The sequence below is a fragment of the Aquimarina acroporae genome (assembly GCF_023195925.1).
In the GTDB taxonomy this organism is placed as follows: domain Bacteria; phylum Bacteroidota; class Bacteroidia; order Flavobacteriales; family Flavobacteriaceae; genus Aquimarina; species Aquimarina acroporae.
Window position 1 is genome coordinate 623,633 of sequence record NZ_JALPRE010000003.1, and the last position, 15,187, is coordinate 638,819.

Below are 15,187 nucleotides of genomic sequence, written 5' to 3' on the forward strand. Positions count from 1 at the left end.
AAATGGTGTTATTCGATAAGTAGTATGATTGAATAGATGAATGGTGTCATTGACCCGTTTAACTATTTTTGAGTGAATTATTCTATTAAATCAAGAAATAGGAATGAAAAAAACAGCAGAATACCCAATCTCTTTATTCTGCTGTTTATTAATAATATAGGTATATAATTTCTACTTAGGTCGTCGCTATATTATTAGGTTTATTAATTATAAAGGTCAAATATTTTTTCTCTCATAGTATATGCTTGATCTTCGTCGAATTCTTTTCTTAAGTAAGGCTTTTTTCTACACATTATGTTTCCTTCAATCTCCTTATGAGTTAACCCAAGCGAGTGTCCAACTTCGTGAGGACTAGTAGTGGTAAAAAGAAACTCGTCTGTGATGAGCAATCTATGTGGTAAGCCCAAACCAGCAATACCATACGTGTTTGATCTGGGTATAATAAATATACTTAAGCGATCTGTTTTATAAAGATTTTCTGTCTCTGAACTAAAAACTTGAGGTTCTTGGTGTTGGTTATCCTTTAAGTTAAATAGTTCTGGGTTTATAATAGTTTTTGATTCTCCCATAGTTATTCCGATATCATGACGATTAAAAAAACAACCATTTAAGAAATCAATGTATTTTGCTTCATTTAGGTTATAGAATGTCTTATCATAATCCTCGTTTGGAAGAACATATATAATATCTACTAGCACGTTGGCTGCAGTATTATCCATATATATTGGTTCAATGGATAATGGAGCAAAGTCATCTTCTACAGAACATGAAGGTAATAAGAGTACTGACAAAATAAGGATTAGATATCTCATAGCATTCTATTTTAGGGTTATTAGTGTCTATTGTAGAACTAGAAGATGCGCATTTTCTAATCTTATACTATAAAATTACATATATACTAGGTGAGTTGGGGATTTTTTCGGTAGATGGTACATTTGAATCGTTAAGTTGCCGTTACCTTAAGCTGAAAAATTTCGTCGATTTTCGATGCTTGGTATTTTTGAGAGGTTATGTGCCTGTTTTTGAGGGATGAATAACACAAAACTATGTGCATAGGTAGTTTAAAGACATATATCCTTTCTTGTCATTAAATAGGGATATATGTTATATTTTTATCGTAAAAATAGAGGGATAACTACAGTAGGTTAAGACGTTTCATTAATTCAGGTCTGTTAGACCTACTTACAGGTATTACATCTTTTTCTATAAGTACACTATTGTCTTCGATATCAATAATTTTTTTAAAATTGATAATATAGGATCTGTGTACCTTAAGGAAAAGATCATCTGGTAATTTTTCTTCGATCTTTTTGAGTGTAGAATGTACAGTATAATTTTGTTTTTCGGTTTTAATTAAAATGTAGTCTCCCTTTGCCTCAATTATATTGATTGTCGGAAGATCAATTTTGATAAGTCGTCTATCAATATTCACATATAAATCATTTTCTTCAGAAGAACTTGAGTTATTCTCACCAGCTGAAGACTCTGTAATTTCCTTCTTTTCCAAAGCATCAGTTTCTACTTTTTGTATTGCCTTAAGAAACCGGGGAAGTGTTATTGGTTTTACCAGATAATCTACAATACATTCGTACTCAAATGCTTCTAATGCAAAATTTTTGTCTGATGTGGTTAGAATAATTTGAGGTGGATTTTTTAGCGTTTGAATGAAATCAAAACCTGTAAAATCGGGCATATGAATATCCAGAAAAATAAGATCAATTTTATTGCTATTTAAAAACTTAATAGCTTGAATTGCGTTAGGAAATTCTTCAATTACCGAAAGTTGATCAACTTGTGAGCATAGTTGTTGAATAATCATTCTAGCAGTTTCTTCATCATCAATTATAATGCAATTCATAGGACAAGATCTTTTTTAGTGTATTTTAAGGAAATTTTCTATTGATTCTAAAATAAGCATAAATTTTGAGAATTGAGAAAACTCATTCTTTTTAAGCTCTTCTTCAAATTTAATTGTCAATTGGTATCCTTTTTCAAAACCTAACATTCCAATTTTGTGTTTTAATTTATGAACATGTTCTGCAGCTTCTTCAAAACACTTGGCAGAATAGTTTTTGAGGAATTCTTTTTTTTCTTCAGGAAATTCTCGTTTTACAATTGTAATTAACTTTTGCTCAAACTCTTCAGAGCCTGCAGCTAGTTCTTTGATATAATTTAAATTTGGGGCTTCATTCATAATTTTATTTTTTAAATGTAAAGTAAAAAGTAGTTCCTACGGTTTCATCTGAATCTAACCAAATTTTACCTCCGCATAGATCCACGACTTTTTTGACTATAGATAAGCCTACTCCCGTAGATTCTTTCTTACTGTCTAAAGTTTGAAATATTTGAAAAATTTTGTTGTGATATTGTTTAGAAATTCCCGGGCCATTATCTGCAATTTCAAATTGCCAGTAGCTTTCTTGATCTGTGCAAGATATTTTAACCCAACCTTTTTCCTTATCATTATACTTAATTGCATTACTTATTAGGTTTTGAAATACCTGTTGCGTCCTAAACTTATTACATTCTATTGTTGGTAGGGAATTGATAATGGTTACTTCAATATGCTCTGGGATATAAACAATATCAATAATGTCCTGAACGAGTACATTGAGGTCAATTTCTTTTTTTTGATAATTGACTTTATCAATACTTGCATGTTTGAGGATACCATTGATAAGGTGATCCATTTTGTCTACCTTTTTAAGGAGCATATCGAAAGTGTTTTGGGCTTGCTCATCCAAAACTGTTGCATAATCTTCTTTTATCCAATTAATTAATGCATTCATACTTCTTAAAGGAGATTTAAGGTCATGCGACACTACATGTGCATAATCATTCAATTCTTTATTACTCTTTTCCAGATTTTGAAGAAGTACTTCTCGATGCTTCTCAATTTCAGCAATTTGTGAGGCCTGTTCTTCAATTAGACCAGCAAGCTCTATTCCTGTAAGTTTTTTTTCATTGTCATCTCCCTCTCCGTGTTTAATAGTTATCGATTGTAATACTTTGGTAGCATCAGTCAAACTGTTGATTACCTTTTTTTGTTCTTCTGCTTCTTTTTGTAATCTCCTGTTGGCTTCAAACAATTCCTGAGAACTAATAGACATTGCTCTTTGTAACATCGTAAATTGCTCATCATAATTTTGATAAGATCTATCGATGGCTTTGAGAAATTCGGAGATCTCCTCAGATCGATCCAGGTCCGAATTCAGGAATTTTCGTATTTGTCTTTTTAGTAATGAGTGCATGTTATTCACTAAATAGTGTTAATGTCATTGTTTGGTTATGCAATTCACAGTTTAAATTTCCTGTAAATGGAGCAAGTTCGCCATAAGAGTAAAAACCGGTGATTTTGGCTTGAGAACCAATCGATTCTATGACTTCTTCTATTTCTTCCTCGACGCGTTGGTCCATTACCAGTTTTCTGCCAATACAACTTATAAGTATGGCTAATTCTGGCTTATTTTTTCTGGATTTCATGCCTATATCTGCTGCTTGTAAAGCTCCGTCTACAATATGATCGATATTTGCCATCATGAGTTGAACCGTAGAACCTTCAGGAACATCACCAGCTAAAGTCATAGTGTTTGTAGATTCATCAATATTTAGAATAGTACGTACTATCGCTTCTGTTTTATTTTTAGATTTAACACTCAATGGATATAGCAATGCCGATTGTGGTAATTCGGCAACTTTATCACCTAGGTATTTTTTGTAAAGATCTAATGCGGGTTGATTGTCTAATTCGTGTAGCACATTTTGATCAGATTTGGTAATAATACGTTCTGGGCCAAATGTAGTCCAACCACCGTATTGAGCATAGCTTACCTCTAGAGATTCACCATATAAAGCAATTACAATTACTTCACCTTCTTTGGGGTTTTCATTATAGCCAGATATGGTTTTTTCAAATCTAGAATCGTCACCACAGAGTCCACCTGTGATAGCAATACCTTTTAGTTCAGATTCTAAACCTTCGATTAAAGCAGAACCATTAACAAAACTTCCTTCAGATACTACAAAAATATGCTTTAAACCTTCTTTGGGAACTTTTTGTATGAGTCTTTTTCCGAGCTCCAGAGAGTCTTTTTCATGATCAAGGCTATTCTCTCGATAGATGCGATAACTGCTTTTTTCGAACTCTATAGCCGTTAATGTTATTGATTCTTCAAGTACTTTATCTCCAATAATTTCTCCTGCGGTTGAGCCAAAAATAATATCGCCATCAGGAAAAAGTTGTTTCACCTCTTCATAGATGGTATCATTATCTAAGGCATACCGATTCCCGAATACCAAAACCAAAGGGGCTTTTAGTTCGATTTTAGAGGATTCATTACATACCCAATCTTCATTTTTTTTCTTCTTGTATTGTTGAAATTTCATAGGCTTTAAGTTTTTAATGTAAAATGAAATGACGTACCCATATTTTCTTGAGACTCTAACCAGATTTTTCCTTCATACAATTCAATAATCTTCTTCACGATAGAAAGTCCGACGCCAGTTGATTTTTTATCATTTTCAAGGGTTTGAAAAATTTCAAATATTTTATCAAAATACCTTTTTGCGATTCCTTTTCCATTATCTTGAACACTACATTTTAATATCGAGTCGTGCTGGTCAATATGTATATTAATAACACCATTTTCTTTGTCTATACTGTAAATTGCATTACTTATTAAATGAAAAAAGAGTTGTTTGAATTGAAGAGCATTGAAATTAAGTGATTCTACATTGGTGTGAATATTAAATGTTGTAATCTCTTTTTTAGAATCATTTATCGATTCAATAATTTCTTGAATAAAGGGCTTTATATCTATATGGTTTGCTACAATATCTTCCTTATCTATGGTTGAATATGTTAATAAACCGTTGATCAAATTATCCATTTTTTCAGCATTTTCTTCTATGCCAGTTAGATTTTGCAAAAGATTTTCGTCAAGATTACCAGCATCTTCTTTGGTCCAGGCAATTAGGGTAACTACGTTTCTTAGAGGAGATTTAAGGTCATGAGAGATAACATGGGCATATTCTTTCAATTCCTGGTTTTGGCTTGTTAGTTTTTTTAGCAAGTCTTGTTGTTTAGAAAAAGATTCACATGCGTCTAAAGACAAAGAAAATTTAGCGATAATGGGATTAAGTTGATTGATGTCAATAGAAGTAAAAAGGTTACCATTATTTTCAAATAAAAACAATCCGAGATCTTCTTTAAGATTGAAATATACCCAAGCTCCTTTTTCTGTGCACATTGGAACCGTTTTTTTAATGCTGTCATTAAAAATCCCAGTTTTGGGTTCACTATTTTTGAAACAAGAAGTAAGGAATTGGTTATGTGGTATATATTTATTACTCACTGATGCCGCAGGAAAAGCATATAATTTTTCATAATGCTCATCCCTTTTTCGTAAAATACAGCATCCGCTTAAATTTTTACGAGCCAATAGTAATGTTAAAAATTTATCACAATTTTTTTCATAATCCAACGACTTTCCTATAGCCATAGAAAACTCATATAGCTGTAAAATATCTGCTATGTTTTTTCCGATATCCATACTATTCAAAAAGCCCTATTACTATTGTTTTATTGAAAAATTCGAGGTATCCATTATAAGAAGATATTTCTCCTAAGGTTAATGCTCCGCTAATTTCCATTTGGTTATTTTTACTTCTAAGCTCTTCAATTACCGTATTGAGTTCTAGTTGGAAATTTTCTTCAAGAAAAAGAACTCGTGAAATACAATCGATAATGATTCCGGTATTTGGATTCTGTGCATTTTTTGTGGTTAGCTTTGCAGCTTCAGTAGCAGACGAAATTAGGTTCTCATTTTTCCCTCTTAATATATCAAGTACTGTATTATTTAATACTTCACCAACACATATCAGTTCTCCTTTTTCATTGGTTGAAATGGGGTCTCTAACAATGCATTCAGAATTTTCTTTAACAATACCAAAAGGATAAGCCTTGGCAATACTAAAGAAATTATCTACAGTAATCTCTTGTTTACAATCTCGTTCAACAATTTCTTTATAAACTTCAAGAGCATTCCTCCAATTAATTTCTTGAATGGTATTATTATTTGTTTTGGTGGCGATGAGCGGACCATCAACTTTTTCCCAGCCATGTTTTACTCCAATACTAACTCTACTTTCATATATCAAAGATATAGCAGCGTTCATGTAGAAACCATCATTATCAAAAAGACAAGGCTTTTGTTCAAGAGTTAAGCTTCCTGCTCCGCCGCCAAAGTAGATGGAGGAGGTGCCTAATGTTCTATATAACTCTGATAAATAGTTGGCAATATTTCCAGTGAGTCCATCGACCAATGTAAAGGTGCAATATGATTTATCTGAGGCAAGTTGGATCTTTGGAATTGTAAACTCCTTTTGATCCAGATTTTTTATCACAAAAGCATGATGTATCTGATCAATAAAATTCACAACAATTCCCTCTTCATAAACAGTGTCATTATAAATCACTCTAGGGAAAATTCCACCAGCAAATGTAATTTGTCTTTGGTTTAGCTCTAAGATTAAATTTTCAATATCAATTTTGGTGTGTTCTGCAATAAACAGCAGTGCAGTTTGCGTACCAGCAGTTTCTTCAATTTGCTTGACAATGTTTTCAATGGTATTTGGGGTAATAAACATAATTCTATACTTTTTTTAGGGTAAAATAAAAAGTTGTGCCAAGGCCTTCTTCTGATTCAACCCAGATTTTACCTTGATACATATCGACGATTTTCTTTACTATAGAAAGTCCAACACCTGTAGATTCTTTACCGTTATCTAAGGTCTGGAAAATCTGAAATATTTTTTGATGATATCTTTTTGAAATACCAGGTCCGTTATCTTCTATGCTAAATTTCCAGAAATCATTTTCATTCTCACAATTTACCGTAATAATTCCCTCTTCTTTATCATTATATTTTACGGCATTGTTTAAAAGGTTTTGAAATAATTGTTGAAGTCTAAATTTGTCTCCAAGTACTACCGGTAACGGAGATGTTACTGAAATTTTAATATGATCGGGTATGAAAATGATATCAATTATATCTTGTATAACTTCTTTTAGATCAATTGGTTTTTTTGAGGTTTCTGTTTTGTCAATACTTGAGTATTTCAAAATACCGGTAATAAGATGATCCATTTTATCAACTTTCTTAAGTAGCATATCGAAGGATTTTTGAGCAGTGTCATCTAGAACTTCTTCATAGTCTTCTCTAATCCATGTGATTAATGCATTCATGCTTCGTAAGGGAGATTTTAAGTCATGTGATACTATATGGGCAAAATCCTGAAGATCTTTATTGCTTTTTTCTAAGTTATCGAGTAAAATTTCCCGTTGTTTTTCGTGTTCCATTTCCTCGGTAATATCATCTATAAGTGCTACTTGATATTTTACACTTCGATCGGGGTTTCTTACCGCAGCTACACTAGTTCGAGCCCAAAAATGGGAACCGTTTTTTTGAACATATCTTTTGTTTACTGTAAAATGATCTATTTGATCTGAGTTCATTTTTTCCATATTTTCTGCAGATTCTTCATATTCTTCTTTCACAGATATATCTGCTACGCTCATTGTTTTGAGTTCTTCTTCTGTATACCCCAGGAAATTTTGAAATGCGCGGTTAGTTTGTATGATTTTGCCAAATTGGGTGAGAGCAATACCTAATGAAGAGTTATCTACGATAACACTAAGTTGTTTTTTTTGCTCTTCAAAAATGCGTTGTTGCGTAAGGTTTTCTGTGATATCTCTTACGATACCTTGAGCACCAATGGCCTTACCATTTTTGTTTTTAATAATACTGGCATTAATATGAACAGTCCTTATTCCTTTGTGCTTGGTGTAAACTCTAGCCTGATAGTCAGAAAATGACCCTGTGGTTAGAAGTGCATTGAACGAGGTCATGGCATACCCATAATCTTCTTTATATATGAGTTTTAACACATTAAGCCCTTCAGATATGTCATAACCAAATAAATTTACGGCAGATCTGTTCATGTCTAAGACATTGCCTGAAAGATCCATAAGAACATAAGCATCTACCAAATTGTCGAAGACTCCTTGAAGTTCTGACCTCTTTACATCGATCAACTCTTCTAGTCTTTCGTTAGCTTCTTTAAGTTCTAAACTTGTATCAAAAAGTTCTCTAGATTTATCTTCAAGAATTTTTTCGGCCTGTTTTCGGGCTATTTTTTCTCTGTCTAAAGCGCGTTGGAGTATTTTTATATCATTAGCCATTTGTTTTTACAATACTAAATTTAACTTCGGTTCCATCTGATGCTAATTTTTCATATGTTATGTTAGCTTTAGTATCAAAATGTTCAAAAGTCTTTCTCATTAATCCCAGACCAAAACTATACATAGCCCGACTGGATTTGTAGATCATTACTAGTTTGTCATCAGTTTTTTCTAAAACCTCAAAAGTAGGTAGTTCAGCATCGGGGTAAATTTTTTGTACTTCTACGTGAATATGATTTTCGATTGAGGATAGCATATCTAGAGGATCTGTATATTTTTTGATCAAATCGGGATAACTATCAGCAAGAACACTAAAAAAATGTTCAGAATACGTTAATAGTAAATCGTCTATACTAAGCCCACTGTTTTCACTTAAATGTTTTAGTAAGCTTAACATTTCTGTAAAATCATAGGTGCCAATAGCAGTATAGGCTCCTTGAGATGGTAAATTAGATTGCTCTATTATGGTGTCTACCATTTCAAGCCCAAACTTTTTTTCTACCAATTCTAAAAACTCAGTAAAAACAATACCTTTCATATTCTATTTGTATTTAGGATTTAAACATTCACAAACTCGTTAACGCTCCAGTATTCGATCAGGCATTTGATCTTATGCGCATAGTCTTCATACTTTAAAGGTTTAACTAGATACCCGGCAATTCCTGTCTCATAACATTCCTTAAGATCGTTATGATTATTTGAAGTACTCAGGATAACAACAGGGGTATATTTTAACGATGTGTCAGATTTCAGTATCCGTAAGAATTCTAGCCCATTCATCTTAGGCATATTCAAATCTAAAAAAATAATATCAGGTAAAGCGTCTTTATTTTCTAAAATTTTTAAGGCCTCTTCACCGTTTTCGACTTCAATTAAGTTGTGATTAAAGTTGTTCTTTTGCATTACTCTTGCAAATTTTAAGCGCTCTATTTCATCATCTTCTATTAATAAAAAAGTTAAACTCATACTTGTAAATTTTGGTTAAAATCAAACTTCGATACCCTTAAAGATGCTTTTTTATATCTCAATAATTCTTTTACTTTCGTTTAAACTTATTTTACTATCGACGAATGGTAGTTTAGTGTAGATGAGCGGTATAATATTTTAATCTTTGTTTACAAACAAAAAAAATGATAGTTAATCTTTTATAAATACAAATTTGTAACCTTACCTTTTTTGGATGCGGTAAATAGTTGATTTAAAATTACTTATTTGAAATGTAAATCATTATTTTTAGAAGTCTATGTTAACCTTTGTCTTGAGAATACATTATGTAAGTAACACATATCAAAATTTATATTTATGAAAGCGTACTCTTTATTAACAAACGAAACTGTTGTACAGCAATCGTTTGGTTTTACTGAAGAAATTAAAGAATTTTTTGTGGGTATACACCACTGTGGTACATCGGAAATTCGTAATTCATTCATTAATTGCATTGAATTTGGAAAGGAGGAGTATTATGGATATTAAATCTTTTTTTAAGTATAAGCCTACCATAGCAGGGGGTATGGCAATGTTATTTGTTTTTTTATTTCAAGGTTGTGAAGAATCGGTTGGAGTTAGCGGCGAAGATAACTTTCAACCCGCAAGATCTCCTAATCAATTGGTTGTTCGGTATAATAGAACATTTTCTCCTATACAAAAGGATTCTATTAGGAGGGCAAATCATGCTGTTTCTCATGACACTTGTGATTGCGGAGTGGATAAAGTGGAACTATGGACTATCGATACCACTATAATCGATATCGAAGAATCTAAAGAAAACCTATCCAGTGCCGAAGATGGTGGTAGTGGAGTAGAAGGAGATTATCAATTTGATTTCTTTATTAATAATGATTACCGAGGTGATTTACCCTTAAGTTCAGTGCAACTTAGTTCTGATCTTTTCCCACCAATCACTAATGATGTTTCTATAAATATTGCAATTGTGGACACTGGATTAGATTACGGATATTTTCCCAACCCCATTCTGTATGATACCAGTAGGAATACTATATGCCCAGATCAAATATCTGGTTGGAATTTTGTAAATAATACTGCAGAAATTAAAGATGATCATACCCATGGTACGTATGTTGCTAAAATTATTACAGATGAGTTAGAAAGAACACTAGGACCAAGTGGTTATCGCATTTTACCTGTAAAAGCATTTGACAACCAAGGAAAAAGCTCGTATTGGAAAATTGTATGTGCTATGAATTATCTAAAACAATTTTCAGACATTCATATAATAAACACAAGCTTTGGATATTATGATATTAGTGGACAAAAAATTTTGGAAGATTTAATTAGCGAATTAGGAGATAAATCCGTGATTGTTGCTTCTTCGGGAAATAGAGGGACAAATACCGATGTTTCAGGGAATGGTCATTTTCCTTCCGGATATAATTTGGATCATATCTTAGCAGTAGGAGGGTATAGCGGTACTCCAGAAATATTATCTGGAAATGAAGTAAGAGGATTAATCATGCACCCCAGGTCTAATTTTGGAGCCAATACTACAGATGTTGCTACTGCGTTTGGAGGTTATATTTTAGATTTAACGGCAGACGGGAGTACCAGAAGAGTAAATATAGAAGGAACATCTTTTTCAACAGCATTGATTACCGCAAAAACAGCAGCTTTATTTGATAGAAGTTCACCTTTGCAATTGAAAAATTACGTTTTAAATAGTGCTCTATTCTCAACCAGTCTTAGTTCTAGTATTGAAGATGGCAAAATATTATTGCCTGAAAGACCATAGAAAGTATTCTAAACCCCTAGAGTTGTATGCGAAGTACAATTTCAAGGGTTTGTTTATTATCTTTAACAGATGAAACACTACGTTTGCATTTGGGTTTTCTTCTTTTCCTCCTGTGTCTTTTGCTTTTCGCAACAAAAGGAGGACTTCCTTGCAATTATTAATTCTGATTATAGTACTGAAATTAAACAGCAAAAAATAGATTCTTTTTTACAGATCAATGAAACTAAAATGTCAACAGCCCTTTTGGCAGATTGTTACCATGATCTAGGAAGCAAATGGTATTATAAAAGGTGGTTAAAAAAGAGAGATACCAAGAACCTTCAAAATGCGATCAATGTTACGCAAAAGGCCTTAAGCATAAAGCAATCTATAGATACGTTGGATCATTCTTCTTTTCAGAAAACACTATATAATTTAGGGTATTTTAATTATAGAAATAAGAACTTCTTCGAGGGAATTAGAGCCTATTCAGATTTGGTTAATAATTATGAGAATGGAAGCAAAACATTATTAGCTTATAGGGAGCTAGGCAAATTATATAATGAAATAGGAGATTTTCATAAAGCGATCGTATGTTTTGAGAAGGTAATCTCTGCATACGATGATAATCCATTACATACAAACCGTTTAATCGCATATATAGAATTAGCAAATACGTATTCTTTGATGGGGTATAAAGAATATTCAGATCAAATAGCTAATAATCTGAAAAAAGCCAATACTATTTTAGATAAAAAAGAGCTCAAAAGTAATGTTTACAAAAATCGTATATTTCAAATTGAAGGGAATCGACTGCTTGAAATTGAGGAATATGAAAAAGCCTTAATTTACCAACGTCAGATTCTAGAAACAATAGATGAAAAAGATTCTGTAAATAGAAGTATTGTCCATAATAGCTTAGGAATCTCTTATTTAAATTTATCAGATTTTGACAATACAGCACTTCATTTAGAGAAAGCTATCGCTTATAATCCCAAAAATAGCGGGCCTTATAATAATTTTGGGGATTATTTTATTCGACAAAAAAGATATAAAGAAGCATTACAATATTATCAAAAAGCAATACACTTCTCTACAGGTAAAAGCTCAACTATAAATTATGAACATTTACCAAGCATTAAGGATTTGGAAATCGTACCGAATAAAGTTGTGTTGTTAAATCATATAGTAACCAAAGCAAATGGGTGGTTGCAGTATTATGAATTTGAAAGAAATACATCTCACTTGGAGCAGGCCTTACAAACATTTAGATTGGCTGATGAATTGGTAGATGTCATTAGGTCTGAAAGTACAGAATATCAATCTAAATTATTCTGGAGAGCACAAGGAGCAAAACTCTATATGAAAGCTGTAGAAGCCTGTTACATCTTGAAGAAACATCGGGAGGCTTATTATTTTATGGAAAGAAATAAAGCCTTGTTATTGCTTGAAGATATTTCTGGTGAAGAAGCCAAAGAAATAGCAAAATTGCCTGAAAATATTGCCAAACGAGAATATGAGTTAAAGCAAGCAATATTATGGTCAGAAAATGAATTACAAAATGCTATTATACAATCAAAAAACAACTTAGATTCCCTAAAGAATGATATTTATAGACTCAAAAGTAATTACAGTAATTTTGTAGATTCATTACGAATTGAATTTCCTGAATACATTGCTCTTAAAAGAGATGTAAAGTTATTGCCGTATACCAGTTTTCAAAAAAGATACGTAACCGAAAATCAAATGGTGTTACAATACATACTCAATGCGAATCAAGGGTATGGGCTTTTACAAACAAGCACAGAGTCTATGTTTTTTGAACTAAAAAATGTTGAAACGCTTAATAACAAAATTTCTAGGTTATATCTAATGCTTAGTAATTTGGTTTGGGATACCAAAAAGACAACCAGTTTCAATAGGGTTTCTAATGATGTTTTTAATCAACTTATTCCGGATAATATCTACAAAAAGATTAAAGGGAAAAAGCTTACTGTTATTCCAGACTATACTTTACAAAAAATTCCATTTGAGGCCTTGGTGGTAGATCGTGAAAAAGAAGAGTATTTGATAGAAAACACCGAAGTACGATATGCATACTCTATGTCGTATTTAGGTGTTAAACAACACGTAAAACATAGTGCCAAGAAAATGTATCTTGGTTTGGCTCCGGTTCAATTTGAGAAACTAGGGTTACGTGAGCTAAATTTTAGTGAATCTGAAGTCAAAGAGGTTAATAACATCTATTCTGGGAATCTTTTGCTAGGGAACGAAGCGACTAAATCGAGATGGTTAAATAATATGTATAATTATAAGGTTATTCATCTTTCTTCACATGCCGATGTTACCGATTCTGAGGATCATTGGATTGCTTTTGCCGATGAGAAAATGTACCTTAATGAAATTTATGCAGCAAAAAATCAAGCCGATATGGTAGTGTTAAGTGCTTGTAATACCTCGGTAGGGGAAGTACAACAAGGAGAAGGGGTACTAAGTATTGCTCGAGGATTTTTTCATTCGGGAGCGAAAAGTATGGTGTCCTCGCTGTGGACCATTAATGATAAAATAAGTAAAGATTTAATCGTAGATTTTTATAATGGTCTGGATCAAGGATTAACCAAATCAGAAGCTTTAAGAGCATCTAAGCTAACTTTCCTTAATAAGTATAAAAATAGTGTGCCTCCTTCGTATTGGGCTGCCTTAATAGTCATTGGTGATAATGCACCTATTACAAATTCTAATGCATTTTTTACCTACTGTTTTTTGATAGTAGTACCATTGTTAATAGTTATTGTATGGTTAATTCGCAGAAGAAAAGCTAATCTGTAAGTTCTAGTAACTTTTTTGCTTCATTAGCTTTAAATTTACCCTCTCTACTAATAATCTTGAGTATTTCACGTGCTTTTGATAACTCATCATTCTTGAGAAATGCTAGCGCCAAATACCATCGGGATTCGTTCAAAAAGTCTTGTCCTTTTGTAATAACATTTTTAAACTCTTGAATAGCCTTGTTCGCCTGATTATTTTCTAAATAGGCGTGCCCTAAATAAAAATGGATATATGCATGATCCCGTTGAGAACTTAGTTCCTCTAGTAGTTCTACAGTTTTGTTATAATTGTCAGACTCGTAGGCTTCAAAAGCTAGTAGTTCTGCAGTTTCTTCTTGGTTGTCACTACGATTAATAGGGAATACAGTATTCGGGTATTTCTCATAGTACGATGCAAATAATTGCTCTGGAGAGTTGCTCCAATAAGAAGTGTACATATAGATACCTAGAGAAATAAGTAATACTATGGAAGCAGCAATACGAAATATTTTCCAAGGTATGATTTTTGGTTCAGACGAAGTATGTATATCAGTTTCTAAATTCGAAACATTTTCTTCCAAAATACTTCTGTTTTTAGCTTTAATAACTCTTTGAACACTTTTTTCGAATTCAAATTGCGCTTTAAACTCACTGTCATCTTCAAGCAATTTGGTAAAGACCAACTGTTCTTCTGAAGACAGATCATCTAAAAAATATTTATATAGTAATTCTTCTTTATTCATTTTGTTTTGGGGTAGAATGAAACAGTTGTTTAAGGGTTTTAAGACATCTGGACTTTTGACTTTTTACAACATTTTCAGAATTGTAATTGCCAAAAGACATAATCTCTTTAATACTATATTTTTTGTAGTAAAACATAATCAAAATGGCTTTACACTTTTCTCCTAATTGATCAAAGTACATAGCCAATAGTTCTTCTTTGGTAGTTAGTTTTTCAAATTCTAAATCAAAAGCTTCAATTGATGCATCATTTTCATTATAAAAGTTGAATATAGATTCATCATTAACCTTATGCTTATTCTTACGCAATCTTTCCAGAATTTTATATTTTCCAATACTTATTAAATATGTAGATAAAGTGCTGGATAATTCTATCAATTTTCCACTTACAATATTTTCATATAAAGTGATATAAGAATCCTGATAAATGTCTAATATATCTTGTGATTCAAGGCCATATTTTTTGGCAAAACTTAAAAACTTCGTTCTATTATCTTGGTATACTTTTTTAAAAGCATCATCGCTTCCTCTTTTAAGTTCTTCAAGTAGAATTACGTCTTTGCTTTTATTCATTATTGCTATTAAATGATAAAGGTTAACAAAAAAAAGAATAAAAACATGTTAACCTTTTTGATTTTCTGTATTAAGAAAACAAATAACACTTTGTAGTTG

At 32.1% G+C, this 15,187-nt stretch carries 15 protein-coding genes; 3 read left to right on the forward strand and 12 right to left on the reverse strand.

What is annotated here, in order from left to right; translation table 11 throughout:
• Positions 1 to 203: 203 nt before the first annotated feature.
• From M0D21_RS07185 to M0D21_RS07230, 10 genes are all read right to left on the reverse strand, one after another.
• Positions 204 to 812 (reverse strand): hypothetical protein, encoded by a 609-nt coding sequence (locus M0D21_RS07185; RefSeq protein WP_248327850.1) that lies wholly within the window; start codon positions 810 to 812, stop codon positions 204 to 206.
• Positions 813 to 1,135: 323 nt separating this feature from the next.
• Positions 1,136 to 1,858, reverse strand: coding sequence for a LytR/AlgR family response regulator transcription factor (locus M0D21_RS07190; RefSeq protein ID WP_248327852.1), 723 nt, complete (start codon positions 1,856 to 1,858; stop codon positions 1,136 to 1,138).
• Between the two features lie 15 nt (positions 1,859 to 1,873).
• On the reverse strand, positions 1,874 to 2,194 hold the full coding sequence (locus M0D21_RS07195) for an Hpt domain-containing protein (RefSeq protein ID WP_248327854.1): 321 nt from the start codon (positions 2,192 to 2,194) through the stop codon (positions 1,874 to 1,876).
• Between the two features lie 4 nt (positions 2,195 to 2,198).
• Positions 2,199 to 3,251 carry a sensor histidine kinase gene (locus tag M0D21_RS07200; protein ID WP_248328231.1) on the reverse strand — a complete coding sequence of 351 codons (1,053 nt, stop codon included), beginning with the start codon at positions 3,249 to 3,251 and terminating at the stop codon, positions 2,199 to 2,201.
• Position 3,252: 1 nt separating this feature from the next.
• Positions 3,253 to 4,386 (reverse strand): FIST signal transduction protein, encoded by a 1,134-nt coding sequence (locus M0D21_RS07205; RefSeq protein ID WP_248327856.1) that lies wholly within the window; start codon positions 4,384 to 4,386, stop codon positions 3,253 to 3,255.
• 5 nt (positions 4,387 to 4,391) lie between these two features.
• The gene (locus M0D21_RS07210) at positions 4,392 to 5,552 is read right to left on the reverse strand and encodes a sensor histidine kinase (protein WP_248327858.1); all 1,161 of its coding nucleotides are present in this window, start codon (positions 5,550 to 5,552) and stop codon (positions 4,392 to 4,394) included.
• Between the two features lies 1 nt (position 5,553).
• Entirely contained in the window at positions 5,554 to 6,648 is a 1,095-nt protein-coding gene (locus M0D21_RS07215; RefSeq protein ID WP_248327860.1) for an FIST signal transduction protein, read from the reverse strand.
• A gap of 4 nt (positions 6,649 to 6,652) precedes the next feature.
• Positions 6,653 to 8,242: a sensor histidine kinase gene (locus M0D21_RS07220; RefSeq protein WP_248327862.1), complete on the reverse strand. Its 1,590-nt coding sequence runs from the start codon at positions 8,240 to 8,242 to the stop codon at positions 6,653 to 6,655.
• Positions 8,235 to 8,780, reverse strand: coding sequence for a heme NO-binding domain-containing protein (locus tag M0D21_RS07225; RefSeq protein WP_248327864.1), 546 nt, complete (start codon positions 8,778 to 8,780; stop codon positions 8,235 to 8,237). The genes M0D21_RS07220 and M0D21_RS07225 overlap by 8 nt, the downstream gene beginning before the upstream one ends.
• Before the next feature lie 20 nt (positions 8,781 to 8,800).
• Positions 8,801 to 9,208, reverse strand: a complete 408-nt coding sequence (locus tag M0D21_RS07230; protein ID WP_248327866.1) for a response regulator — start codon at positions 9,206 to 9,208, stop codon at positions 8,801 to 8,803.
• Positions 9,209 to 9,544: 336 nt separating this feature from the next.
• On the opposite strand from M0D21_RS07230, the gene M0D21_RS07235 reads away from it, so the two are divergent.
• The 3 genes from M0D21_RS07235 to M0D21_RS07245 all read left to right on the forward strand — a co-directional run bounded on the left by M0D21_RS07235 (position 9,545) and on the right by M0D21_RS07245 (position 13,796).
• Entirely contained in the window at positions 9,545 to 9,715 is a 171-nt protein-coding gene (locus M0D21_RS07235; RefSeq protein ID WP_248327868.1) for a hypothetical protein, read from the forward strand.
• Complete coding sequence (locus M0D21_RS07240) at positions 9,705 to 10,988, forward strand: S8 family serine peptidase (protein ID WP_248327870.1); 1,284 nt, start codon at positions 9,705 to 9,707, stop codon at positions 10,986 to 10,988. The genes M0D21_RS07235 and M0D21_RS07240 overlap by 11 nt, the downstream gene beginning before the upstream one ends.
• Before the next feature lie 228 nt (positions 10,989 to 11,216).
• Complete coding sequence (locus M0D21_RS07245) at positions 11,217 to 13,796, forward strand: CHAT domain-containing protein (protein ID WP_248327872.1); 2,580 nt, start codon at positions 11,217 to 11,219, stop codon at positions 13,794 to 13,796.
• Here the strand turns inward: M0D21_RS07245 and M0D21_RS07250 are convergent.
• Positions 13,786 to 14,517 (reverse strand): tetratricopeptide repeat protein, encoded by a 732-nt coding sequence (locus tag M0D21_RS07250; protein ID WP_248327874.1) that lies wholly within the window; start codon positions 14,515 to 14,517, stop codon positions 13,786 to 13,788. The genes M0D21_RS07245 and M0D21_RS07250 overlap by 11 nt on opposite strands.
• Entirely contained in the window at positions 14,510 to 15,088 is a 579-nt protein-coding gene (locus tag M0D21_RS07255; protein ID WP_248327876.1) for an RNA polymerase sigma factor, read from the reverse strand. The genes M0D21_RS07250 and M0D21_RS07255 overlap by 8 nt, the downstream gene beginning before the upstream one ends.
• Positions 15,089 to 15,187: the final 99 nt, after the last annotated feature.

What these genes read in the sequence shown, in the direction of transcription:
- M0D21_RS07185 (WP_248327850.1), bottom strand. Translation starts at nt 812, where the DNA reads ATGAGATATCTAATCCTTATTTTGTCAGTACTCTTATTACCTTCATGT.
- M0D21_RS07190 (WP_248327852.1), bottom strand. Translation starts at nt 1,858, where the DNA reads ATGAATTGCATTATAATTGATGATGAAGAAACTGCTAGAATGATTATT.
- M0D21_RS07195 (WP_248327854.1), bottom strand. Translation starts at nt 2,194, where the DNA reads ATGAATGAAGCCCCAAATTTAAATTATATCAAAGAACTAGCTGCAGGC.
- M0D21_RS07200 (WP_248328231.1), bottom strand. Translation starts at nt 3,251, where the DNA reads ATGCACTCATTACTAAAAAGACAAATACGAAAATTCCTGAATTCGGAC.
- M0D21_RS07205 (WP_248327856.1), bottom strand. Translation starts at nt 4,386, where the DNA reads ATGAAATTTCAACAATACAAGAAGAAAAAAAATGAAGATTGGGTATGT.
- M0D21_RS07210 (WP_248327858.1), bottom strand. Translation starts at nt 5,552, where the DNA reads ATGGATATCGGAAAAAACATAGCAGATATTTTACAGCTATATGAGTTT.
- M0D21_RS07215 (WP_248327860.1), bottom strand. Translation starts at nt 6,648, where the DNA reads ATGTTTATTACCCCAAATACCATTGAAAACATTGTCAAGCAAATTGAA.
- M0D21_RS07220 (WP_248327862.1), bottom strand. Translation starts at nt 8,242, where the DNA reads ATGGCTAATGATATAAAAATACTCCAACGCGCTTTAGACAGAGAAAAA.
- M0D21_RS07225 (WP_248327864.1), bottom strand. Translation starts at nt 8,780, where the DNA reads ATGAAAGGTATTGTTTTTACTGAGTTTTTAGAATTGGTAGAAAAAAAG.
- M0D21_RS07230 (WP_248327866.1), bottom strand. Translation starts at nt 9,208, where the DNA reads ATGAGTTTAACTTTTTTATTAATAGAAGATGATGAAATAGAGCGCTTA.
- M0D21_RS07235 (WP_248327868.1), top strand. Translation starts at nt 9,545, where the DNA reads ATGAAAGCGTACTCTTTATTAACAAACGAAACTGTTGTACAGCAATCG.
- M0D21_RS07240 (WP_248327870.1), top strand. Translation starts at nt 9,705, where the DNA reads ATGGATATTAAATCTTTTTTTAAGTATAAGCCTACCATAGCAGGGGGT.
- M0D21_RS07245 (WP_248327872.1), top strand. Translation starts at nt 11,217, where the DNA reads ATGTCAACAGCCCTTTTGGCAGATTGTTACCATGATCTAGGAAGCAAA.
- M0D21_RS07250 (WP_248327874.1), bottom strand. Translation starts at nt 14,517, where the DNA reads ATGAATAAAGAAGAATTACTATATAAATATTTTTTAGATGATCTGTCT.
- M0D21_RS07255 (WP_248327876.1), bottom strand. Translation starts at nt 15,088, where the DNA reads ATGAATAAAAGCAAAGACGTAATTCTACTTGAAGAACTTAAAAGAGGA.